At 66.6% G+C, this 21,767-nt stretch carries 14 protein-coding genes; 8 read left to right on the top strand and 6 right to left on the bottom strand.

Annotation, left to right across the window (positions count from 1 at the left end; translation table 11 throughout):
- Nucleotides 1-487: 487 nt before the first annotated feature.
- Genes AC07NN_RS01365 through AC07NN_RS01380 form a run of 4 tightly spaced genes read right to left on the bottom strand, consistent with a single transcriptional unit; the run spans nt 488 to nt 7,287 of the window.
- Nucleotides 488-1,699: a Wadjet anti-phage system protein JetD domain-containing protein gene (locus AC07NN_RS01365; protein WP_494637355.1), complete on the bottom strand. Its 1,212-nt coding sequence runs from the start codon at nt 1,697-1,699 to the stop codon at nt 488-490.
- Nucleotides 1,696-5,136 (bottom strand): SbcC/MukB-like Walker B domain-containing protein, encoded by a 3,441-nt coding sequence (locus AC07NN_RS01370; protein WP_494637356.1) that lies wholly within the window; start codon nt 5,134-5,136, stop codon nt 1,696-1,698. The genes AC07NN_RS01365 and AC07NN_RS01370 overlap by 4 nt, the downstream gene beginning before the upstream one ends.
- Nucleotides 5,133-5,771: a DUF4194 domain-containing protein gene (locus AC07NN_RS01375; RefSeq protein WP_494637357.1), complete on the bottom strand. Its 639-nt coding sequence runs from the start codon at nt 5,769-5,771 to the stop codon at nt 5,133-5,135. Before AC07NN_RS01375 ends, AC07NN_RS01370 begins: the two co-directional genes overlap by 4 nt.
- Entirely contained in the window at nt 5,761-7,287 is a 1,527-nt protein-coding gene (locus AC07NN_RS01380; RefSeq protein ID WP_494637358.1) for a Wadjet anti-phage system protein JetA family protein, read from the bottom strand. Before AC07NN_RS01380 ends, AC07NN_RS01375 begins: the two co-directional genes overlap by 11 nt.
- A gap of 261 nt (nt 7,288-7,548) precedes the next feature.
- Here AC07NN_RS01380 and AC07NN_RS01385 point away from each other — a divergent pair, with 261 nt between their 5' ends.
- Nucleotides 7,549-7,860: an energy transducer TonB gene (locus tag AC07NN_RS01385; protein ID WP_494637359.1), complete on the top strand. Its 312-nt coding sequence runs from the start codon at nt 7,549-7,551 to the stop codon at nt 7,858-7,860.
- Between the two features lie 115 nt (nt 7,861-7,975).
- Here the strand turns inward: AC07NN_RS01385 and AC07NN_RS01390 are convergent, their stop codons facing one another.
- Nucleotides 7,976-8,902, bottom strand: coding sequence for a helix-turn-helix transcriptional regulator (locus AC07NN_RS01390; protein ID WP_494637360.1), 927 nt, complete (start codon nt 8,900-8,902; stop codon nt 7,976-7,978).
- A gap of 123 nt (nt 8,903-9,025) precedes the next feature.
- Here AC07NN_RS01390 and AC07NN_RS01395 point away from each other — a divergent pair, with 123 nt between their 5' ends.
- The 5 genes from AC07NN_RS01395 to AC07NN_RS01415 all read left to right on the top strand — a co-directional run bounded on the left by AC07NN_RS01395 (nt 9,026) and on the right by AC07NN_RS01415 (nt 18,169).
- Nucleotides 9,026-9,955: a TIR domain-containing protein gene (locus tag AC07NN_RS01395; RefSeq protein WP_494637361.1), complete on the top strand. Its 930-nt coding sequence runs from the start codon at nt 9,026-9,028 to the stop codon at nt 9,953-9,955.
- 13 nt (nt 9,956-9,968) lie between these two features.
- Nucleotides 9,969-11,525 carry an adenylate/guanylate cyclase domain-containing protein gene (locus AC07NN_RS01400; RefSeq protein WP_494637362.1) on the top strand — a complete coding sequence of 519 codons (1,557 nt, stop codon included), beginning with the start codon at nt 9,969-9,971 and terminating at the stop codon, nt 11,523-11,525.
- A complete protein-coding gene (locus AC07NN_RS01405) occupies nt 11,522-12,211 on the top strand; it encodes an E2 domain-containing protein (RefSeq protein WP_494637363.1) in 690 nt (229 codons plus the stop codon). The genes AC07NN_RS01400 and AC07NN_RS01405 overlap by 4 nt, the downstream gene beginning before the upstream one ends.
- Before the next feature lie 130 nt (nt 12,212-12,341).
- Nucleotides 12,342-15,014, top strand: coding sequence for a PD-(D/E)XK nuclease family protein (locus tag AC07NN_RS01410; RefSeq protein ID WP_494637364.1), 2,673 nt, complete (start codon nt 12,342-12,344; stop codon nt 15,012-15,014).
- The gene (locus AC07NN_RS01415; RefSeq protein WP_494637365.1) at nt 15,011-18,169 is read left to right on the top strand and encodes a UvrD-helicase domain-containing protein; all 3,159 of its coding nucleotides are present in this window, start codon (nt 15,011-15,013) and stop codon (nt 18,167-18,169) included. The genes AC07NN_RS01410 and AC07NN_RS01415 overlap by 4 nt, the downstream gene beginning before the upstream one ends.
- A 526-nt stretch (nt 18,170-18,695) precedes the next feature.
- Here AC07NN_RS01415 and AC07NN_RS01420 read toward each other — a convergent pair.
- Nucleotides 18,696-19,298: a hypothetical protein gene (locus tag AC07NN_RS01420; protein WP_494637366.1), complete on the bottom strand. Its 603-nt coding sequence runs from the start codon at nt 19,296-19,298 to the stop codon at nt 18,696-18,698.
- 108 nt (nt 19,299-19,406) lie between these two features.
- Between AC07NN_RS01420 and AC07NN_RS01425 the strand changes: the two genes are divergently transcribed.
- Both AC07NN_RS01425 and AC07NN_RS01430 read left to right on the top strand, forming a co-directional pair.
- Complete coding sequence (locus tag AC07NN_RS01425; protein WP_494637367.1) at nt 19,407-19,895, top strand: hypothetical protein; 489 nt, start codon at nt 19,407-19,409, stop codon at nt 19,893-19,895.
- The gene (locus AC07NN_RS01430) at nt 19,846-21,702 is read left to right on the top strand and encodes a tetratricopeptide repeat protein (RefSeq protein WP_494637368.1); all 1,857 of its coding nucleotides are present in this window, start codon (nt 19,846-19,848) and stop codon (nt 21,700-21,702) included. Before AC07NN_RS01425 ends, AC07NN_RS01430 begins: the two co-directional genes overlap by 50 nt.
- The last annotated feature ends 65 nt before the right edge of the window (nt 21,703-21,767 follow it).

Below are 21,767 nucleotides of genomic sequence, written 5' to 3' on the forward strand. Positions count from 1 at the left end.
CTTTCTGCTGGCTAAGGCTAGGGTGAGCACGCTCGCGTGCGGATCCTTGCGGTGGTGGGCGCCTCGCCCAGCTGTACTATAAGATTGCTATAATTTTTCCCGGATAAAATAAAGGGGCCTCTCCGATCAAACGGGCAGGGAGGCATTCCATATTCCGTTGCTTACACCCTCACTACTGTTCCATCGCGCGTTGGCGCGGAGACGAATGCGCCTCCGCAATGCTGAGGGGCGTTGGCAGGGTGGACCTTTGGATTTCGGGCTAGCGCGTCAACTTGAGGTCAAGAACGCGCAACTTCACGGCTAAAGACTACGTCGATTCTTGACTCTTCGCTTCCGTTAAGAAGGTCTGCTTCCAGGCGGCCTGATCGGCTCAGGCCCTTGCAGCGACCAGGCCTCGCTCTTTCCTGATCGACATTCTGTTCGGCTAGTCTGCAGTCTGGCTATCACGCGCCCTCGCTTAAGTCGGCGCTGTACGAAGTGGCGGAGTTTAAGGATCTTGATCGAGGCCTGGCGCGAGGGGATGGCGCGGGTCCAGCGCTTCCTGTTCCAGTTCCAGCGCCGGCGACATCGCGGCGATGGTTTGCCAAAGGTCGCTGACGGCGCTGCCGGTCGGCGCGGGTCCGCTCAGACCGCGCAGACGGTCCGGCTTGATCTGGCCCCGCGCCCGCACCAGCGTCGGCGACATCAGGTGCGGCCGAAGGGCGACGCCGTGTGGCGCCAGGGCGCGCTCTAGGTGGACGAAGATCCGTAGACCGCCAGGATCGATGTCGCCCCAATGGAACGTCGGCGCCTGGGCTTGGCGCGCCAGGTGGATGATGGCGTCCAGGCAGCCGCGCGAGGGAAACCCGCCGCCGAAGAACACCAGGCCGTCACCCTCACTATTGAGTTCGCGCGCGTGCCGGATGAATGAGGTGAAGTTTTCGATGATCAGCACATAGGCGACCGGTCGGGCTGGGGCGAGCCGAAGCGCTTCGACCGGGTCCAGGCCGAGATAGAGCAGGGACGGCAGCGCCTGGCCGTCGAGTTGAAGGGGGCCGCTGACCAGAAACGGCTGGGGCAGTCGCGACAGGCCAAAGACCGAGAACGGCTCGTCGGCCGCGCCGTCCGGGTCCAGCAGGCCCAACCGGTCCAGGATCATGCGCACTGGCGTTGTGAGACGCTCCAGGGCCTTGCTGTCGTGGGTCGTCTGGCGTGAGAAGGTGCGATAGTCCAAGGGCGTAAGGTCAATGGCGCTGTGTCGGGCGCGCAGCGCATCGACCAGCAACAGGGCCTTGGCCAGCAGGTCGGCGCGACCGGTCTCCAGGCCTAATTTGGCGACGCTGCGACTCCAGCCCTCCTGGACCTCCTCCAGGATCGCGGTCAGCGGGGCGTCTTCGGCATAGAGCGTGCGCAACGCGTCTAGCGCCTGGTTGGCGCGTTCGCCGGCCGGGGTGCGGCCCAGGCGACGATAGAGCACCTGGGGATTGGTCAGGCGCACATGCAGGATGTGGGCGACGCCGTCGATCCGCTTGCGGTGGATGGCGACGCCGCCTTCGCGTTCGATCGCCGAGAGTTGTTCGATGCAGGCTTCGCGCGCCGCGGCGCTGGGGAAGGCGTCCTCGTCGAGATAGGCGCGCAGGGCCTGGGCTTGCGGTCTGCGCTCAAGCCGATCGATCAGATCGTTGATTAGCGCGCGGGGATCGCTGTGGCGACGGGTCACGCGACCGGCTCATCGGCCTTGGCGAGCAGCGCGCGTAGGTCCTCTTCGGACAGGTGTTCGGGATTGGCCTGGCGCATGGCTTCGCGTGCCTTGGCTTTGACGTAGGCGCACTTGACGGCGGCGGCGTTGTCGACCCGGTAGACGTCGGCGACCCAGTCAAGGTTTTCCATCACCGCGGCGCGTTTTTCGGTCGGCGCTGCGATGACGATCTGCAGGCCGATTTCTTGGTAGAACTCCAGCAGCGTGCGTTGGTTGGGGCCGTCCATCTTGCTGAACGCTTCGTCGAACACGGCCAGGCCCATGCCCAGTTCGCTGCGCGGGGCGTTGCGGCGAGTGCCGTGATAGATCGACGACAGCGCCGCGCCGATGACCACATAGAACGGCACCTGGCGTTCGGCGCCGCTGGCGGTGCCGCGTCGCCGCTCGAAGCTGTGCTCATGGCCGGTGCGCACGTCGCGGCTTCGCAGGTCGTAGAGATAGTAGTTCCGGTAGTCCTGATACTCGGCGACATCGAGCGTCTCGTCCTGCAGCAGGCGCTCGATGAAGGACAGGGCGCCGGCGTGCCGGCTGTCGGAGGCCTCGCCGTTGAGCAGCAACGCCGTCAGCGTGGCGTCATCGGTTTCGCTCTCGCGGGCCAAGTGATGCAGGCCCTTGAGGTCGTCGCGGACCTCGGCGCGGATCCGATAAACCTCGTTGTGCAGGGGTCTGGCCTGCAGGGCGGTGTTGATCAGGTCCAGCTCGTCCTCGAGCGCCGAGAAGCGGCTGTTGAGCTCATGCACGAAGGCGGACCTAAACAGGCTGACCACCTGGAGGGCGGCCGCGTCGGCCTGTTGCCGGTAGGCCAGCAGCTCGTTGGATTCCAGGCGTTCGACATTGGCCTGGACCCAGGGGCGGACCTCCGAGACGATGTTGGCCGCGCCCGGCGTCGGCGCGGCGCTGTCGAAGTTGTAGCGATAATTTGTCAGGCCGTCGCGAATGGCGTTGTCGCAAACTTTCAGCTCTTCGCTCAGGCGCTCGACGTCCTTGAGCGCCTGAGCGGCGATCCGTGCGGGGGTCTGACCCTCGCGGCGCTGCTCGTAGGCGGCGCGGACCAGCGCGAAGTCGGCCGGGCCGGTGACCTGCGCGCGGAAGCGGCGGCGCTTGTTGCGGCAATGCCAGCGTGATCCGAGCTCGGACTCTCCGCCGTCCAATCGGGTCTGGCGCGCCTTGATGTCCGAACGCAAGCTGCCCGCCTCGGTCAGCAGAATGTCCTTTTCCTCGCGCGCGAGACGCACTCGGCTTTTCGCCTCATCCATGGCCGATTGCAGTTGAGGATCCACGGTGGCGGCGATTTCGGCCAGGCGCGCATGCCGGTTGGCCAGATCATCGTCGCACCGGGTCACCAGGTCGGTGAGCTTGGAAAGATCATCGTCCGCCGCGACCGGCGCGCACAGTTCGTCCAGCCGGGCCAGGACCTCCTCGAGATGACGAACATGGTCCTCGTGGCGCGACAGGATCTGCTGCTCGTCCTTCAGGTCCGTCTGTAGCTCCTCGAGCATGAGGCCCGCGGCCGACTTGCCGATCTTGAACCCGCCATAGGCCTTGAGCATTTCCACTTCGATGCCGTTGTAGTGGGCGCCGTCTTTGAGGATGGCGCGCCCGCCGGAGAGCAGATCGGCTTGATCCGTCGCCAGGCGCACTGAGCCGAAGCGGAAGACCAGATAGGCCAGGGCCAGCTCGTCGTGGCTGCGCATCACGCTGGTCAGGGTTCCGTCGGCGGCGGTGCGCGGCGCGGTGGCCAGGCGGCGGGTGTTGGCCACGCGGCTTTGGCCATAGAGGCCTCGTCCCGAGCGCAGCATCTCGATCGCTTTGGCCGCATGCTCGGGCGCGACCAGGATGGTCTCGCGGCTGCGTCCCAACAGGGCCTCGGCCGCCAGGCGCCAGTCTTCGTTGACGACCTCGGTGACTTCGCACAGGGCGCGCGGTTGCATGCCGGCCGCCCGCAAGGCGGCGATCAAGTCCTCGGTCTTGGGGTCGAGGCTGGTGCGGCCGTCGCGCGCCGCGCTCAGGCGCCGGCCCAGGTCTTTGGTGCGTTCCAGGGATTCAGCGACCTGGCGGATGGCTTCGTTGCGCTGTTCGGCGACATTGGCGCGCCGTTCCGTCGCCGCATGGGCGGCCTGGGCCAGGGCCGTTTCGATGGCGACGGGATTTCGGGGCCAGTCGGGCGGGTTCAGGTCCGCGCTCTCGGTCTTGATCTGCTCGAGCGCGTTGAGGACCTGACCCAGTTTGAGCGGTGGCAGGCGTTCGCGCATGCGCAGCAGTCCGCAGGCGCGCGCAGCGGCCAGGAACCGAACCTGCACCCGGGCCAAGTAGCCGTCGCGCTCGCGGCGGAAGAGTTTGATCTCCGACTCGATATAGCCGCGCTGGCCGGCCTGGCTGTTCATGGCCAGCTGGTTCTGCAAGCTCGTCAGTTCGTCTTCGGCGGCCTTGATCTCGTCGTCGTAGCGCGAGATTTCGTCGGTGGTGGAGATCAGGCCGGCTTGAGCGGTCTTCAGGTCGCCGAGCTGCGTGTAGAGCGCCGCGGTCGACTCCAGCAGTTCGGCCAGGCGATTGACGCCGGCGCTGATATCGACGCGGGTTCTCAGATCGACGAAGCGTTCGACCTCGATCTGCAAGACGCGGACCGCCTCCAAGCGGCGGTGCAGTTCGTGGATTTCACGTTGGATCTGGCGGTAGCGCTGGATGGAGGCGCGCAACTCGCCGATGTCGATGTCGTTGCGGGCCAGCAGATGATTGCGAACGAACTCCTGGACCGAACGGATCTCTTCGAACGACAGCGCCAGGACGAAGGCGCGGGCGAAGCGGTCGGCATCGGGCGACCGTCGATGGGTGAACAGCAGCCGCATCAGCTCGCGGACGTGGCCGATGGACCTGTTGGAGCAGATCAGGCTGCCGCCGCCCGCCTGGCAAGCCGTCTCCAGTCGCGCGCGGACGACGGACCAGGGCGCGGACGCTGTCTGATCGTCGATCTGTTCGACGAAATCCTCCGATGACGCCGCAAAACCATCGGCCACGTAGCGGCCGACGACGTGGGCGTCCTCGCCGGGCGGGGTTTCGATGCACAGGCCGACGGTGACCGGGCGACGCTGGCGGGTCTCGTCCTCGAACACCAGGGCGATGTGGGTGATGCCTTGGTTGCGCAGGAAGCTGTCGACCCCGATCTGCCCCAGGCAGTAGCCCTTCAAGGTCCGGTCGGAGCGTCTGCCGCCTTCGCCGGCTGAGCTGTTGAGTTTGAAGAACGACGCCGAGCCGCCGGTCAGCACCACCTGGATCAGGTCGATCAGGGTCGATTTGCCCGAGCGATTGCGGCCCAGGATGGCGCCGTCGCCTTCCAGGTCGAGATCGGCTCGTCCGAACAGATGCCATTGGATCAGCGAAATGCGGCTCAGCTGCATCATGGCGCGGTCTCCGCCGGGGTGTCTTCGTCCAGGTCGTCGTCGGCCAGTTCAGGGCGCGTAAGCAGGGGTTCCAGCACGGCCATGAAGTCGTCCCCGGCCAGGATCGTGACGATGGGGCGAATGGACAGCTCGCGATCCTGCAGCTCTTCGTCAAAGCGCCCCAGACGGATGACCGCGCGCCGCTCGAGGTTTTGCAGCACTGTCTGGAAATCGCCGATCGACAGGGCCGGCCGGCGATTGCGCAGCATATCCTGGTAGGCGTCGTAGGCCTCGTTGAGCGTGATCAGCACGCAGGCCCGCGTCTGCAGGTCGCCGGTCTGAACCGCTTCCTCCCAGATCCGGCGCAGCAGGAGCAGCAACAGCGTTTCGTCGATGCGCATGCGCGGAGCGCTGTTGGTCTCCAGGTCCGGCAGCAGGCCGGCCCAGCCCTCGATCTGGTTGAAGATGATGCGGTAACCGGCCGCATCGAAGTAGGATTCCAGGAAGGTGCGGACCTTGGCCGAGTGCAGGGTTTCCAGAATCGAGCGCGAGCCGTGGTCGTCGGTATGGACGAACTGGTCGCGCAGAAGGCGGCCGATGGCCGTCCTGACCCGCGGCCAGAGGCGTTCGTCCAGGGCTTGGAACTCAAGCAGCAAGCTCGTCCTCCAGGGTGACGTGGTCGGCGATCCGGCGGATCTGGAAGCCTGAGCAGCGCAGCCAGGCGTTTTGCGTCACCGCCAGCGACGAGGGCGCGAAGCGGAAGTGCTCAAGCAGGCGGCGGGTGAAGGTGTCGTCCTGGACCCCGGCGATGGCGAGATTGGCCGCCTGACGCACGGCGTCGAAAGCCAGGAAGTCGTCGATGGTCTCGATGGACAGATCGGCCGCCTCGCCTTGGCCGAAGGGCGGAACGCGGCGCTCCAGGAACCGCAGGACCTGGGCGGGGCGTACGGTCAGGCGCTCCAGATAGCGTTGTTCCAAGTCACGGCGCAGTTCCCAGATCGGATCGTTCGACACCAGAACGATCGCGCCGCCGGTCACGGCCGAGCGCGGCCCGCGCGGGCGCGCCATCAGCTCGGCGGCCAGCGGCGTCTGCTGGGTCCACAGCAGGCCGCGCGGGGCCAGCGTGGCGTGCTGGTCGGGCAGGGCCTGCAGGCGGTCCAGGCGCTGGATCAGGGCCTCGCTGCGTTCGAGGAACACGCCCACGCGGCGGCCAGCGAAGCGCACGGTGTTGCGCAGGCGCAGTTCCAGGCGCGAGCGGTGTTGCTGGATCCGTTCAAACGCCTCGTCGATGCTGTCGAATACGCGGCGGATCTTGTCCAAATCGTCCTGCACCAGGTCCTGGGCGGCGATCATGTCCGACGTCAGACGAGCGTCCAGATAGGCCTGGGCGATGGCCGATAGGTCGCTGGGGCTGTCCTCGACCTGTTGCAAGGTCTCCAGGATCCGGCGACGAAAGCGGTAGGGGTGCGAGGTCGTCAGGATGGTGGCGTAGTCGCGCAGCAGCACCCGTTCGACGAAGTCATCGAAATAGTGGTGCAGCCGTTCGGCCAGGGTGGTGCTATTGAGAACCTGCCGATCGACGTCCTGCAGCATGGCCAGGACGCTGCGCAGGTAGCGGGCGAAGGCTGTGGCGTCGCGGGCGGCCTTGTTCAGGCCCAGGGCGCTTTCGGCGGCGTTGAGGCGAACGGCGTTGAGGGCGTTGCGGACCTCGACGATCAGGCCGCCTAGGGGTTCGGCGACTCCTTCGTCCAGATTACACAGCAGTTCGGCCAGGCGCAGGGCCCCGGCCGGCATGGCGACGGTCGTGCGCAGGCCAAAGCGCGTCTCCGACAGCCAGCCGGTGTCGACCAGTCGGCCATAGAGCTGGCGGGCCCGCACCATGGCCACGCTGGTGGCTTCGTCGCTGGTTTCGTGACGCCGCCGGCGACGGAACCGACGGCCCTTGGGCGCGGCGATGTCGTCGAGCGGGGCCAGGTCATCGTCGTCACGCCAGAGCTCGCCGTGTTCGGCCAGGCCGGCATAGATCACGCCGACGAGTTCAGCTTGGGAAGGGAAGCGAAAGTCCGAGCGAAAGCATTCGACATAGACCTTCAGGAGGATCTTGGCGTTTAGCCGGCGATTGGGGCCGGAGAGGACCGTGAAGATTTCTGGATCCAGAACACCAAACAGCACGTGCGACTCCCCCTCAGCTTGACCTTAGCATCGAGCGAAGGTTGAGCAATCGATCGTGCTGCAGAAGGGGGTTGTGCTGACGCAGACGATGGCCGGGGTCCATTTCGTGGGCTAGTGCGCAACCCTATGGGCCGCCGTGTCGCAGATCCGGTCGCGGCGTTCATGATTTACGGAAATGATTAACCGCAAAGCTTGGCTTTTCCTTAGGGCCCGGCTGCGAAGACGCTGCTCATTGAACGTTGCCTTCCAGGAGCATGCGCCATGAAGTATCCGATCGCCATCGTCGCGGGTTTCGCCGCCAGCCTGATGGTCGCCCAAACCGCGTCGGCCGCGGGCGGCTTCGAGGACCAGATGGGCCGCTGCCTGCAACAGTTCGCCAACACCCGCGATGCGGCGCAAGTGATGCTGGAATGCACCGCCGACGCCGGCAAGCTGAGCGAGTGCAAGGTCGTCGACAACAGCGCCGCCGGTAAGGGCTTCGACAAGGCCGCGATGTGCATCGCCGAGAAACTGCCGATGGGCGCCAAGACCGGCTCGGTGAAGGTCCCGTTCCGCTTCCCCGGCGGCGCCTGATCCTAGCATCCACAGCTGACGACAAAGCGCCTCCGTTGATTCGTCAACGGAGGCGTTGTCATGAGTCCGATGCGGTGGCGGGGCAGGGCTCGCGATCGCGTGGCTCTGATGCGTTCTAGCCCTCCATGGCTTTCAAGGCTTTGCGCGCCCGCACCTGAGCCGCCGCCTCGGTCTGGGCCGCCTCGATGGCCTGCCGCACCTGCGCATAGTTCTCCAACTGGATCTGCAGGCGCTGAGGGCTGAGCTTGCCTTCACCCAGCGTGGGCTCCAGGTCCAGGTTCAGCCGCTTGATGAAATAGAAGGTCAGGGCCAAGCGAATGTTGATGACCCGCACGCCGGCTTCCATGCCGTAGTCGCACTCGATCGCCTGGCGCTGCGACGGCGTCAGGCTAGGGTGGGGGACCAGCCGCAATTCGATGGTGCGGTTCCACTCATGATCGGCGGCGGGATCGAAGTCGGCCGGCTTGGCGTCACCAAGCTCACCGATCCTGGTGATTACGAAATCGCGGAAATCGTCGTTCTCGCAACAGAGCGCGCGCACATGCCAGCGGTGCCCGTCGAACGCCAGGGCGTGAGGGGCGATCTGACGTCGGCGGCTGTTGGTCAGCGATTGGTACTCGATGGTGATCTGCTGGCGTTGGCGGATGGCGGCCAGCAAGCCACGCAGTTTTTGCGGTTCGACCGTGCGGACAATGTCCGGCACGGCGTCGACCGTCGGCAGCGTCGCAAACCAAAGGTCGTCCTTGCGCAACGCGCCCATCAGATAGGCGCGCAATTGGAGAAGCAATCTGTCGGCCGAGAGAGCCAGGAGCTTCTCGGCGAACCGTGGCGCGGCGACATAGGCCTTGGCCTGCTTGTCGTAGTCGAGGTTGCGCGGGGCGATTTCCTGATAGTGGCGTAGGTCAACCGAGGCCTGGGGCGTGGAAATCCCGAAGGCCTTTTCCAAGCTTTCGCGGCGTACGCCGCCGTCCCAGAACGTCTTCCACTCGATGAACTCGAACCGGCGCTGGACCGCCTTCGGAAACTCGTCGGGCTTACGCATAAAAAATATTCCCATCTCGGTACTAGATGGGAATATAATTCATTCCCATCTAGTTTGCATGCGCGACCAGAGTGGCGCGCTTTGGCCGGCGGGGCAACCATCGTGCGGCATGTGGAAGTGGTGATGGGACAGGACGTGGCGATGATCGAGCGCTTTTCAGGACAAGATGGCCATCGCGCCGTGGTCCAAACTCTCCGGAAGGCCAAGCTGGTGGCCGGCGATGTCGCGCTGGCTCAAGCGCTGGCGGACGCCGGCGAGGCGGTTCCGCTGACCGACGGCCAGACCCTGATCACCGAAGGCGGTGACGACACCGAGGTCTATTTCATCCTGGCCGGCGAGTGCCGGGCCGAAGTGACCGGCGTGCCTGTCAGCAAGCGCAGGTCCGGCGATCATGTCGGCGAGATCGCGGCGCTGGACCCGACCTTGCGCCGTTCGGCTTCGATCGTGGTCGAGCAGTCGGGCGTCGCCTGGCGGGTCGACGGGCGCGCGTTCAGCGACATCGCCGACGCCTATCCGTCCGTCTGGAAGGAAATCGCGATCGAGCAGGCTCACCGGCTGCGGCAGCGCAACACCCTGATCCGACCCGCCAACGACCAACCCAGGGTCTTCCTGATCAGTTCGGTCGAAGCGCTGGACGTCGCCAAGGCCGTTCAGACAGGCCTTTCATATGAGAACATGCTGGTGACGCGCTGGGACGAAGGTGTGTTCCGCGCCTCTGAGTACACTATCGAGTCCTTGGAGCGCTCCTTGGACCAATGCGATTTCGCCATTGCGGTGATCGCCGGAGACGACGTGACCTTGTCGCGCGATCACCTCAGCCTGATCCCGCGCGACAACGTCACCTTCGAGCTGGGCCTGTTCATGGGCCGGCTAAGCCGCGATCGAACCATTCTGGTCGAACAGCGCAACGCGCAGGTCAAGCTCTCCTCGGACCTGCGCGGCATCACCACGCTCACCTATCCGCCGGGCAAGGTCGAAGACCTGCGTCCGCGACTGGGGCCGGTCTGCACCGAGATCGCCGAGCACATCAAACGCACCGGCGTTCGCCGGTAGGAAAGGAAAGAACATGGCCTGGTCTCAATCCGTCGCCCTTGAACGTATCGCCAAGCACCGCCAGTCGGCACCTGAAGGCGATATGCGGGTCGCCGACTTCTCCGATTACATGCGCACGCGCCGCCAGGTCGTCGAAGCGTCCGCCGCGCTCGGCGGCGGACGCACCGAACGCGCCTGGTTCGTCCCGCAAAACCGCGCTGTGACTACCCATGGCGTGCATGTCTACGCCAACCTGCTCGACTATAACGCCGCCCTGATGGAGGCGGGCCGGGAAACCGAAGCCAGCCATGCCCGGGCGCTGCAGTTGCTGCACCTGCACTACAGCGCCTGCGATCACCTGCTTGCCGCATTTGAAATCGAGCGCGTCGATTTCCACGGCTCGCGGCTGCACGCCGTGGTGCTGACGCCGGAAGGCGCCAGCAACGAGGGGGAACGGATCGAGAAGGCCATCGCCTTCGCTGCGGCTTTCCGCGAGATGGTGGCCCTGGCGGGACGTCGCTATGGCGGCGAGCTGGCCACGGCGGTGCGGGTGGGTATCGACAGTGGGCCGGCGGTTGCGGTCAACAGCGGGCGCCGGAGCGAACCCGAACCACTCTTCATCGGCTCGCCCGCCAATCACGCGGCCAAGCTGGCCGCCGGGGAGGAGCCGGGCATCTATCTCACGCCCCGGGCGGCCCGAGCCCGCAGCGGCCTGCCTACCCTGTATCCGAGCCGGATCGCCGAAGAGGTCGAACGCCGGATGCTAGGACAGGGGGCTGTCGGCGAACCCAGTCGTTTCCGCCGGCGCTTCGATCAGGCCTATGCCGGTTTCGTGGCCGATCAGGACGCCCTGCTCAAGGCCAGCGGCGGCGTCCGGCCCGCGGTCTTCAATTTCCACTATCGCGAGCCGCCGCTGCGGACGATCGACTTCAAGGATCATCCGCCCAGCAACACGATCCGCATTTCCCTGGCCTCGCTCTTCGCCGACATCGACGGCTTCACCGCCTATGTCGACAACGCCATGCAGACCGGCCAGGTGGCCCGCGCCGTGACCAACCTTCACGTCCTGCGCGCGGAGATGGCCGCGGTGCTGCAGGCCGATTTCAAGGGACGCAAGATCCGGTTCATCGGCGACTGTCTGCATGGCGTGCTCGCCGTGGGCGGCGCGCGTGAGGTCGATCCGCGCGAGACGATCCGGGAGGCCGTGTTGACGGCCGGCGGGATCCGCTCCTCCTTCGATCTTTGCAAGCGGGTCCTGAGCGGCATCGAGAGCCTGGGCATCGCCATCGGGGTCGAGTACGGCGCAACGCCGATCGGTCGCCTGGGCGTGCGCGGCGAGGCGAGCATCCGCTGTTCGTCCAGCAAGGCCACCTGCGTGTCCGAAGAGATGCAGTCGTCCTGCGGCGGAGCCGAGACCGCGATCGGCGAGCGGGCCTACCGAGAGGGCGGGGTGATGGTCCAGCAGCTGTTCGGCTCGGGCCGGATGGCGCGCAATCTCACCTACGCCGCCGCTCAGGGCCTGCTGCAGGGTGTCGCCGCGCCGGCGGTGGCGCGCGGTCACGTGGCCTTGCAGGCCCACGCCCGCCTGTGACCGCGCCGCTCGACCTGCTAGCGCAAGCCGCCCCGGACTGGTTCGTCGCCCAGGCGCAGGACGCCCAGCGTCTTGTCGGGACGGCTCGGGTCGAGCCTTGGCTCGCGCCCGGGCTGGAACTGGCCATTCGGGCGGCCGTTTCGCCCACGGTCGGCGAGGTGGTTCCGGGCACGCTGCTGCCCAAGGCCTGCCCCGAGCGGCACATCCAGGGCGATCAGACCTTCTGCCTTGGCCTTCGCCGGCCAGCGATCACCACCCTCAAGGCCGCCGAGGCCTGGTGGTCGGACCTGTCGCAATTCCTTGCGTGCCAGGCCATCGCCCAGGCCACCGGGCTTTGGCCGCCGCGGAACGCGCTCGACCACGGCGAGGCTGGCGGATTTCATCTGCGGGCCCTGCAGGTGGCGCGGCGGCTCGATGTCGAGGAGGCCTATTGGGAAGCTTACTTCGGCCAGCCGTCCTGGATCACCAGCACGGGGTTGGGCCTGTTGGGGGAGCGCGGACGGGTCGGCGCCCGCCGGCTGCGAAAGCCCAAGACGCCGCGGGGCCGCATCCAGCGCAATTTGCTGCTGGAGCTGGTCATCGCCGAGCGGCGCCGGCGGCGGGCGATGGCGCGGTATCGCCAGTACGCCAAGACCTGCGGCGTGACCTGCTGCGGTGGCATGCGCGAATGCGCCTATCCTCGATGAGGCGATCCGCGCCCGATCCGCTGGCCGTCATGCGCCGTGACAACTCTGGCGATTATGGTCTAGCTAGTTGCAACCGTATTGGCTGCGGCGCTCAGGCGCGGCGGTAAAAGAGGCGGACGGGGAGCGGGCGATGGACGTCGTTTTTGGAATCTGGGCGGACGGCGGCGCAAGCCCCGACCACGGCGGCGGCGAACACGGCGGGCTCGGACAGCCCGTGATCGGGCCGTTGGGCTTGGTCGAGCTCCTGGAGACGCGCCTGGGCCTTGGCGGCCCCGTCAAGCCGCAGGTCGTTCGGGTTGCGGCGTTTCAGGCCGCGCTGGAAGGCCTGCACGGCAGCTATTTCTGGTCGCGATCGCTGGTCACGGACCCTTGGTCCACAGCCCAGACGCTGCTTGGCTGGCGTGACGCCTTGGTCGGGCTGGGCTGGCGCCCTGATCGCGCCTGGGTCGCGCCGCGCCTGAAGGACCTGGCGGAGGCCGCGCGCGCGACCGAGCACTTGCCCGCAGGCCTGTCCGATCGGGTCCAGGCGGTGCTGGCGGCGCTGCAGGTCATTGACCAGGCGCCGCTCGCCCGCATCCGTATGATGGATCCGCCGGCGGTCTTGAGTTCGCCCCTACAACGGCTGGTTGAGCGCCTGGGCGTGCTGGGCTGCACGATCGAGGTGATGGTTGCGTCCCCCGCCGCGCCGTCAGACAGCGCGTTGGGCAAGCTTCAACGCTGGATGCTGGGTGAGTATACGATCACGGATGCGGACTTGGCCGATGGCACGGTGACGCTCGCTTCGGCCGCCAGCGAGCCTCTGGCCGCCGAGATCGTTGGCCAGTGGTTCGCCCAGCAGGGCGATGGTACAACGACCTTGATCGCTCAAGAGGCGGATACCGACCTTCTCGACCATGGCTTGGCGGCGGCGGGGCAGCCTCGCGCGGGGCGCAGCCGGCGCTCGGTCCATCGTGGCTCGCTGCAATTGCTGCTGCTGGCGTTCAAGGGCGCCTGGGCGCCTTTCGATCCGCACGCCTTGATGGAGCTGCTGGTTTTCCCGGATTCGCCCATCGCCCCGCGGGCCGCCGGACGTCTGGCCGCCGCGCTGATGGAAGCGCCAGGACGGGGCGGGCCTGAATGGGCGGCGGCCTGGACGGCGATTGAAGACCAGGAGCGCGAGCGCGCCCAAGGCCAGGCCGATGAGATGGCGGCGATCGAGGCGCGGCTGGCGCGGTGGCGGGCCTGGACGGAACCGCAAGCGGCCGATCCGGTCGCGGGCATGGCCTTGGCGCAGGCGCTGGCGCTTTGCGATCGCGTGACCTCTTGGGCCGCCCGTCGTCATGGCGCGACGGGCGAGCTTTTGCATGCGGCCACCGCAAGCTTGGCGGGCGAGGTTCGCAGCGCCCTGGCGGCGCTCGGCCGTGATCGTCTGCCAAGGCTGCTGGTGGAACGAGTGATCGGTCAGGCCATGGCCGATGGGCTGGTCAATCCCGAGGCCGCGCCCGAGGCGGCGGCCTGGCGCAGTGTCGCTCATGCCGGCGCGATATGGGCCCCACGCTCGACCGTCGCGTGGTGGAATTTCGTGGCCACCCAGGAAGGGGCAGGCAGGGCGCCGTGGACACAGGTTGAGCGCGATGAACTCCTCGCCGCCGGTTGTCCCGCCGACGAGACAACCTTGGCCGCCGCCGCCGCCAGCGCGGGGTGGGAGCGGGCGGTGTTGAACGCCCGCGACCGGCTGGTGCTGTTCACGGGCGGCCTGGACTGCAGCAGTGACGAACGACTCCATCCGTTGGCCCATCGTCTGAAGCCGGCGCTCGACGCGCTCGCGGAGCCCGTGACGCTGGAGGCCGCGCTTCGCGGACCGACCTTGGCGCTGGCGGGGGCGGTTTTGGAGCGAGCTCCTATCGCGGCCCGCCCGCTGCCGACGGCCCGTTTCGAATGGGCTGCGCCGGCTGGGTTCGCCACGCGCGTCGATGAAGCGACCCAGTCGGCGACGTCGCTGGAACGATTGCTATCTTGTCAGCTGCTGTGGGCGCTACGGCATGTCGCGCGCCTGCAGCCAGGCCGGGTCCGCTCGATTCCCGACGCCAACCGGCTGTTGGGCAATCTGGCACACGCGATTGCCCGCGAGGTGTTCGCCCCCGGAGCGCCGCCCGATCCGCAGGCGGCGTTTGAGCAAGCCACGGGTTTGCTGGACGGCCTGATCGATCGTCTTGCCGCGCCGCTGCGTCATCCCGAGGCGGCCGTTGACCTCAACATCGCGCGCCAGCGCCTGCCGGCGGCCATGGCGGCGCTCGCCCGGTCCCTGGCCGAAAACAACCTGGTGGTCGAGGCCGCCGAGCTGCAGGTGAGCGGGTCCTTCGAGGCGCTGCTCGCGCTGCGGGGCGCCATCGACCTAGTCGCCCGCGACCCTGCTGGCCGTGCGGTCATCGTCGATCTGAAGTGGACCCGAAGCGAGGGGCATCGGATCGAGGAGCTCAAGTCGGGACTGGCGGTGCAGTTGGCGACCTATGGCGCGCTGCTTTCACCTGATGCGCCCTATCGCGCCGGCTACTATCTGCTCAATCAGCGCCAGTTCGCGACGCTTCGCGGCAGCGGCCTGGTGGGCCGTTCGGTCGAGGGCGCGCGATCCTTCGCCGAGACCTGGGACGGTATTCGAAGCGATTGGGCGATCTGGCGACAGAGCGCGGCGACAGGTCGCCTTCTGGCGACGGGTGTGGAGGGAGTGGAGGCTCTACTGCCTGGCCAGTTGACCCTTCGACGCGAGGTGCGCTGCGATCGCTGCGACTATTCCACCCTGTGCCGCGTAAGGGGATTGGCATGACCAACGAGGCCGTTTCCCAAGGCCGTGTTGATACGGTCATCGCCAGCGCCGGGACCGGCAAGACCTATCGCCTGGTGGAGGACATCGTCGCGGCGATCGAGGGCGGGTTGGCGCCGCATCGCCTGTTGGCGACCACCTTCACCAAGTCCGCCGCGGCCGAATTGCAGGGGCGCATACGCGCCGCGCTGATCGAGCGGGGACGACCCGATCTGGCTGCGGCCATGCTTTCGGCGCGGGTGGGCACGGTCAACGCCGTCTGTGGTTCGTTGATCGCGGAATTTGCTTTCGAGCTGGGGCGTTCGCCCGTGACCCAGGTCATCGCCGAGGAGAGCCAAGAGGCGGTCTTTGGTCGGGCCACGGGACCCGTCATTGACGCTTGCGGCGCGGGGATTTCCGAGATCGCGGAGCGCTTCGCCGTCCCGGCGCGCGGCTACGTGCTGCACGAGCGCTATGTTCGCGGCTGGCAGGACGAGGTGCGCCGGGCCGTCGATCTGGCGCGTTCCAACGGCGTGCCGGCGGAGCGGTTACCCCATTGCGCCGCTTTTTCGGCCGCGGGCGTTCTGGCGCTGTTGCCAGCGGCCGCGCCTGGTGAGACGGCCGAGGTGCTGGATGCGGCGCTCGCGAACGCCTTGGCCGAGTGCGCGCGACGGATCGAGGCAAGCCGTGCGATCCTGAAGGGCGGCACGCTCGACAAGGACGTTCCGATCGTCGAACGGGCGCTGCGTGCGATCACCGCGGGCGAGCGGATCGCCTGGCCTGATTGGGCCCGCTTGGCGAAACTGGGCGCGACCAAGACCGATGCGGCGATGTTCGCCGAGGTCAAGGCCGCAGCTGCGGCCCACGCCCGTCATCCCGGGCTGCGGGCGGACATCGAAAGCTATATTCAGCGGATCTTCGACTGCGCCGCACGATGCCTGAGCGCCTTCGCCGCCTATAAACAGGCGCGCGGCCTGCTAGATTTCACCGACCAGGAGATGCTGGCGCTCGACATCATCAGCGACCCGGCCAATGGGCCGCGTCTGCGCGAATTGATCGGCGCTGTGTTTGTCGATGAGTTCCAGGACTCTAGCCCGATCCAGATCGCTATTTTCACGGCCCTGTCGCAGATTGCTGGGCAGAACCTGTGGGTCGGCGATCCCAAGCAATCGATTTACGGGTTCCGCGACGCCGATCCGGCGCTGACGAGCGCGGCCTCGGCGGCCATCGTCACGGCGACCGGCGGCGCTACCCGCTATCTGCGTCGCTCGTTCCGCACCCGTCCGAGCCTGGCCAAGTTCGTCAACGCGGCCATCGCGCCTAACATGCTGCGGGTGGGCATGACCGAGGACGAGGTCAAGTTCAAGGACTGGGAGCGCGGTGAGCCGCCGGGCACCCCGCCCGCGCTTTCGGTCTGGAGCATCGCCGGCAAGAACAAGGATCTGCGTTCGGAGCTCCTGGCCAGTCGCATCGCCGGCTTGCTGGCCGAGCCGGGCGCTTGGCCGGTGACTTTGAAAAAGGGCGGGGTTCGCGAGGCCCGGGGCGGCGACATCGCCGTGCTCTGCCGTGGCAACAAGGAAATCTCGCGCTTGGCGGCCGCGCTATCGGCGCAAGGAGTACGGGTGGCCGTTGAGCGGGCGGGCCTGCTCGATCAGCCGGAAGTCGAGTTCTCGTTGGCTGCGCTGCGCTGGATCGCCGACGCCAGCGACACCTTGGCCTTGGCCGAACTGGCGCGTCTGGCGACGGATGACGATGCTTGGTTCACCGCCGTGTTCGATGCAGACGCGCGGGCGAGTCTGACCGCCGCTCTGCCGCTCACCGGGGCCCTCGCAGCGATCCGGGCGCGCGCCCATCAACTAACGCCGCTGGAGATCTTCGACGCATTGCTGCACGCTCCGACCTTGCTGGCGACGATGCTGCGCTGGGGCGAGGCCGAGCAGCGGCTGCAGAATCTCGAAGCGCTCCGGGAGCGGATCAAAACCTATCAGGCGGAGCAGCAGGCCGAACGTCAGGCGGTGACGCTGACGGGCGTCTGCCAGTGGATCGCCGCCCAGGCTGAGGCCCAACAGCCCGCCAGTCGCCATCCCGATGCGGTCAACATCATGACCTACCACAAAGCCAAGGGCTTGGAGTGGCCGATCGTGATCCTCGGCGAGCTTGACGCCGCGGCGAAGGGATCGCCTTTCGGAATGATCGCGGTCGATGCGGCCAAGCCAGACTGGCGTGAGCCACTGGCCCAGCGGGTGCTGCGGTTCTGGCCATGGCCGTATGGCGAACAGCAAAAAGGCGTGGGCCTGGACGAAACCGCGCCCGCGAGTTTGGAGGGTCAGGCGGCCCTGATCGACGAGCAGTTGGAACGCACCCGTGTGCTCTATGTGGGGCTGACCAGGCCGCGCGACCATCTTGCGCTGACGACCACCGGCGGCGCCCAGGCATGGCTCGATGAACTGACCAGCGATGATGACCTGCCCCTGATCAAGCTCGACCTGGACGCGGTCGGGGCAGGCTCGGAGACCTTTGCCGCGCGCGCCGCGCCCGAACCTGCTGAACCGGCCACGCCGACGGGCGCGGTTGAATATGCCCGGCCCGAGACGATGGCGGCGCTGCATCCGCCGTTGCGGATCCGTCCGAGCGATGCGGTGCTGGCCGACGGCGCGGTCGTGGTCGCCGAAACCTTGCGACTGGGCGAGCGTATCGTTCTCGTCGGCGATCCGGACCTGCAGTTGCTGGGTGAAGCCATCCACCGGTATCTGGCGGTCGATGACGGTCAGGCGGCGCGCGAGACGAGACTGGCGCGGGCGCAGGAGACCCTGATGCGTTGGGGTGTGCCGCAGGTTCCGGCCGACGACCTAGTGACGATCGCCGATCGCTTGCGGGCCTTTACCGGCGAGCGGTTCGGTGAGCCGGCGCAACTGGCCGAATGGCCCATCCATGCGCTCAGCGGGTTGCAGGTTCTGGCCGGGCGCGCCGACCTGCTGATCGATCTGGGCGACGGCTATGCGATCATCGACCATAAGAGCTTTCCGGGAACGCTGCAGGTCGATGGCGAGCGGCTGTGTACGGTGGCGGGGCAGCTTGCCGCCTATGCGCGGGCGCTAAAGACCCTTACCGGTAAAATGCGGGTCGAATACTGGATCCACCAACCCATCTCGGCTGTGATGACGCGCTTGGAATTCTAGCGTCATTCACGGATATCTCTAAAGATATTCAGAGCCAATTACGGTCGTGCGAGGAGCGACGTGCAATAGGCCTCTGTTCCAATGCCCGTCCTTCGAATCGCGATGAGTATAAATCTATTCAATGCTCATCGTCGCTGGCCGCAATCAGCGCCGGTGTTTAAATGTCCGGAATCTGGAGCGGTGCCAAGGTCGGCTAGTGGCGCGATCTAGACCATCGGCCTCAACCTTCCCTACGCTTCATTAGCCTTTAGGATACGAGGTCGGCGACGCCGAAAGCAGCTAATGGTGAACTCCAGAGAGCGCTGCTGGCGGCGATGTTGAGCCTGAGCGCGGCCATCAAAGCCAAGCCCATCAAAAGGCACGCCAGTCCGCGCAGCATACGGCGCGTCGGTGGACCAGGTTCCGAAAAGCTGGTTTCAGTCGGCGTTAGCGGCGGATCCGGCCCTTGTTCGAAGGCCTCTGCCGTTCTTTGTGCAGTAGTTCGAGCGCGGCGCGCTGACGATGATGGCCTGTCGCCCAATCTGCGCTACTTCGAACCCTTGTAGGTACAGGTCCAGCGCTCGATACCGTTCCAGGCAAAAGGCGCCCTCTTCACTTGGGTCAGGAGCTCCGCCGGAGCCCTCACGGCCGCTCGATCGAAGGTCGCGCTCATGACCTTGCCGCCGGACGGCAGCTCGACAGAGGCGACGACGCCGAGCCCGGCGTCGAAGGCCTGTTGCGAAGCGACTTTGAAGACGAACGATTGGATCGCCGGGCCGGTGGCCGACACCGTCTTGGGGAAGGCGACGACCTTCTGGGATTGCTGGCTGCCGTCGGCGAACCGTACCCGAAACAGGGGCTTCTTGCCGCGCAGCTGGTCGATGCGGCTCGGATTGAACTTCACTTCGAACAAGGCGGTGTAGGGCGCCTCCGTCGCGCCCGGCAAGGCCTGAGCAAACTGTCCCGAAATCTCCGGGTTCGGCTGGACGCTACTTGACCAGACCGCCGCGTAATCCGTGGCCTCGTGGCCTTTTGCGTTGAACGATGCTCGCAGCGATCCAGCCGGGGAGACAGTCTGTGTCGAGCAGGTTTGTTCGAGGCGAACCGGCTGGACGAGGCCCGGAACTTGGGGCGGCAGGATAAGCGGCATAGGCGATTCCACGACACAAGGACCGCTCAACTAATCCGCCCAAAGATGGATTGCAATCGTCCTGGATGCCACCTAGGCGGGAATCTTCGCAAGTCTTACGAGTGATTCATGCCTAACTACACGCTTACCGTAACCTACTTTGCACCTGGAAGCGCGGGCACGAGCCCTACCGGCCACGCCTCCTACACCATCAGCGACGGGACCCAGAGCTACAGCTTCGGCGGCAATTTCGAGGTTGGCAATGCTGACGGCCACCTCACCGCGGTCACGGGTCTGATGCCGTCCGACGGCCGCCAGGGGGGCGTTTCCAGTCCTGCTCAAACGATCAGCGAGGCTGACTTCTACAACATCCTCTCGTACTCGACGGCCGAGGTCGCCAAGACTGACACTGGGGGCGGCAACTACGGCCCGATCGGCAACACCTGCGTTGACGTGATCCGCCATGTCCTGGAGATGGGTCATGTCGCAAATCGCAGCGTCTCATCCTCGACGTCTGGGGCGGGCATCGCCGAAGCCGGCTTTGCTCGGGAACGCGAGGGGCGCGAACATGGCGGACGGTACGGCGGCGCGGCCGCGTCGAAACGCGCGAAGGTCTGAAGCACCGCCGACGACGACTGACGCCATCGAGATCGCCATGGAGGCCGAGCGTCTCGACAGCCGGCCCGACAGCCCCGCGCGTCGGGTTTTGCTTCAACACGAACGGCTTTTGAGGTGGCAGGTCGCCAGCGAGACGGCCAGCTTCGGCCTGAAGATTCTGACGGGGGCCGTAGGCGTCGTGGCCGCCGGCGTCCTGGCCTGGCTGGCCTGGGACGCCAGCCAGGCCAGAACCTTGATCGTCGAGCCGTTCCGCACGCCGCAGGATTTCGCCGCGCGGGGCCTGGACGGCATCGCGGTGGCCAACCAGGTGCTGGATCGGCTGTCGGCCATGCAGGCGAAAACCGACACGGCGCGGGCGGCGTCCAGCTTCCAGAACAACTGGGGCGACGGGATCAAGGTCGCCATTCCCAACACCGGCGTCTCGCTGGATGAAGTTCAACGTCTGCTGCGGGACTGGTTGGGCCGCGAGACCCATATCTCCGGCGAGGTGTTCAGAACGCCGGGGGGACTAACCGTCACGGCGCGGGTCGGCGACGCCTCGGCCGAGCCGTTCAGCGGACCCGAGGCCGAGTTCGACAAGCTCATTTCCAGCGCTGCCGAGGACATCTATCGCCGGACTCAACCGTATCGCTACGCCATGTGGTTGAGGGGGCAAGGAAAAAGGGTAGAAGCCAAGGTCCTGCTGGAGGAGCTGGGCCAGACAGGCCCCGTGGAGGATCGCCCCTTCGCCTTGACCGGCCTGGCCAACCTCCGCCTGATCGATGGGGAAGTTCAAGGCGCCCGAGTGGCGGTCGAAGAGGCGCTGGAAAAGTACCCCGACTTCGTCAAGAGCTACTGGAATCTCGCCGATATCCATCGGGTTCTCGGCCACGACGAGGCGTTGCTCAAAACGCGTCGGCATATCTTGAAGATCGGTGCGAAGGACGAACGCCTGACCCAGGTATCGCGCGATCACGTGAAGTACGGGGCTCTGGGCGAAGTCGCCGGAACGCTGGGAGATAATCGAGCCGCCGCCGACTTCTACGCGATCGAAAAGAACTTGCCGGAGTGGAATGGCAATTCCGCCGAGGCGGCCCTTGATGAGCTTCGGCATCGGCTGGCCGCGCACGAGGTCGTCCAGGCGCGGGCCCTGGCGGGGCGCAGCGCGATCTTGGCCAAGGACCCTCAAGCCAGCGCGATCTTCGCTCGTCGCCTTGCCCTGGAGACCGGCGATTTTCGCGACCTCGCCAGGCCCCAACCCGGCGCGGAAGTTGGCGGGCCGGTTTTCGACTGGCCGGAGGCGGCGCGGGTGCTGGCGCGCATGGGCGACATTCCCGCCGCGCAAGCACTGGTCGAAAGGACGCCCACCGACTGCTACGCCTGCGTTCGGGCGCGCGGTGAGGTCGCCGCCCTCGCGGGAGATCCGGCCGCGGCGGAGCGTTGGTTTGGCGAGGCCATCCGTCAGGCCCCCTCGATACCGCACGCCTTCAGTGAACTTGGCGTGGCGAGGTTGGCGCGGGGGGACCGCGCAGGCGCCATAGCGATGTTCGCCGAGGCCGCAAAACGGGGGCCGCGCTTCGCCGATCCCCTGGCCTATTGGGGCGACGCACTGCTGGCCGAAGGAAACCCCAAGGCGGCGATCGTGAGGTACAAGGCCGCGGCTCGTCTGGCGCCGAGCTGGGGGCGGCTGCATCTGCAATGGGGGCAGGCCCTGGCGGCTCTCGGCAAGATCGAGGAAGCCACCTCGCACTGGCGCACGGCCCGATCCCTGCCGCTCTCGCCCGAGGATCGCGCGCGGGTGGCGCGTCTGCTGGCGGAGAAGCGCTAGCCAGACCCCATTGTAGGACCAGCGCGATCGTCGCGCGATAGCCGGCGACGCCGCGTGTGTCGCCT

This window comes from Caulobacter sp. GW821-FHT09H08 (assembly GCF_059415885.1).

Excerpts from the sequence above, each read along its gene's own strand:
- AC07NN_RS01370 (WP_494637356.1), bottom strand. The coding sequence starts at position 5,136 with ATGATGCAGCTGAGCCGCATTTCGCTGATCCAATGGCATCTGTTCGGA.
- AC07NN_RS01385 (WP_494637359.1), top strand. The coding sequence starts at position 7,549 with ATGAAGTATCCGATCGCCATCGTCGCGGGTTTCGCCGCCAGCCTGATG.
- AC07NN_RS01390 (WP_494637360.1), bottom strand. The coding sequence starts at position 8,902 with ATGCGTAAGCCCGACGAGTTTCCGAAGGCGGTCCAGCGCCGGTTCGAG.
- AC07NN_RS01395 (WP_494637361.1), top strand. The coding sequence starts at position 9,026 with ATGGGACAGGACGTGGCGATGATCGAGCGCTTTTCAGGACAAGATGGC.
- AC07NN_RS01400 (WP_494637362.1), top strand. The coding sequence starts at position 9,969 with ATGGCCTGGTCTCAATCCGTCGCCCTTGAACGTATCGCCAAGCACCGC.
- AC07NN_RS01410 (WP_494637364.1), top strand. The coding sequence starts at position 12,342 with ATGGACGTCGTTTTTGGAATCTGGGCGGACGGCGGCGCAAGCCCCGAC.
- AC07NN_RS01415 (WP_494637365.1), top strand. The coding sequence starts at position 15,011 with ATGACCAACGAGGCCGTTTCCCAAGGCCGTGTTGATACGGTCATCGCC.
- AC07NN_RS01420 (WP_494637366.1), bottom strand. The coding sequence starts at position 19,298 with ATGCCGCTTATCCTGCCGCCCCAAGTTCCGGGCCTCGTCCAGCCGGTT.
- AC07NN_RS01425 (WP_494637367.1), top strand. The coding sequence starts at position 19,407 with ATGCCTAACTACACGCTTACCGTAACCTACTTTGCACCTGGAAGCGCG.
- AC07NN_RS01430 (WP_494637368.1), top strand. The coding sequence starts at position 19,846 with ATGGCGGACGGTACGGCGGCGCGGCCGCGTCGAAACGCGCGAAGGTCT.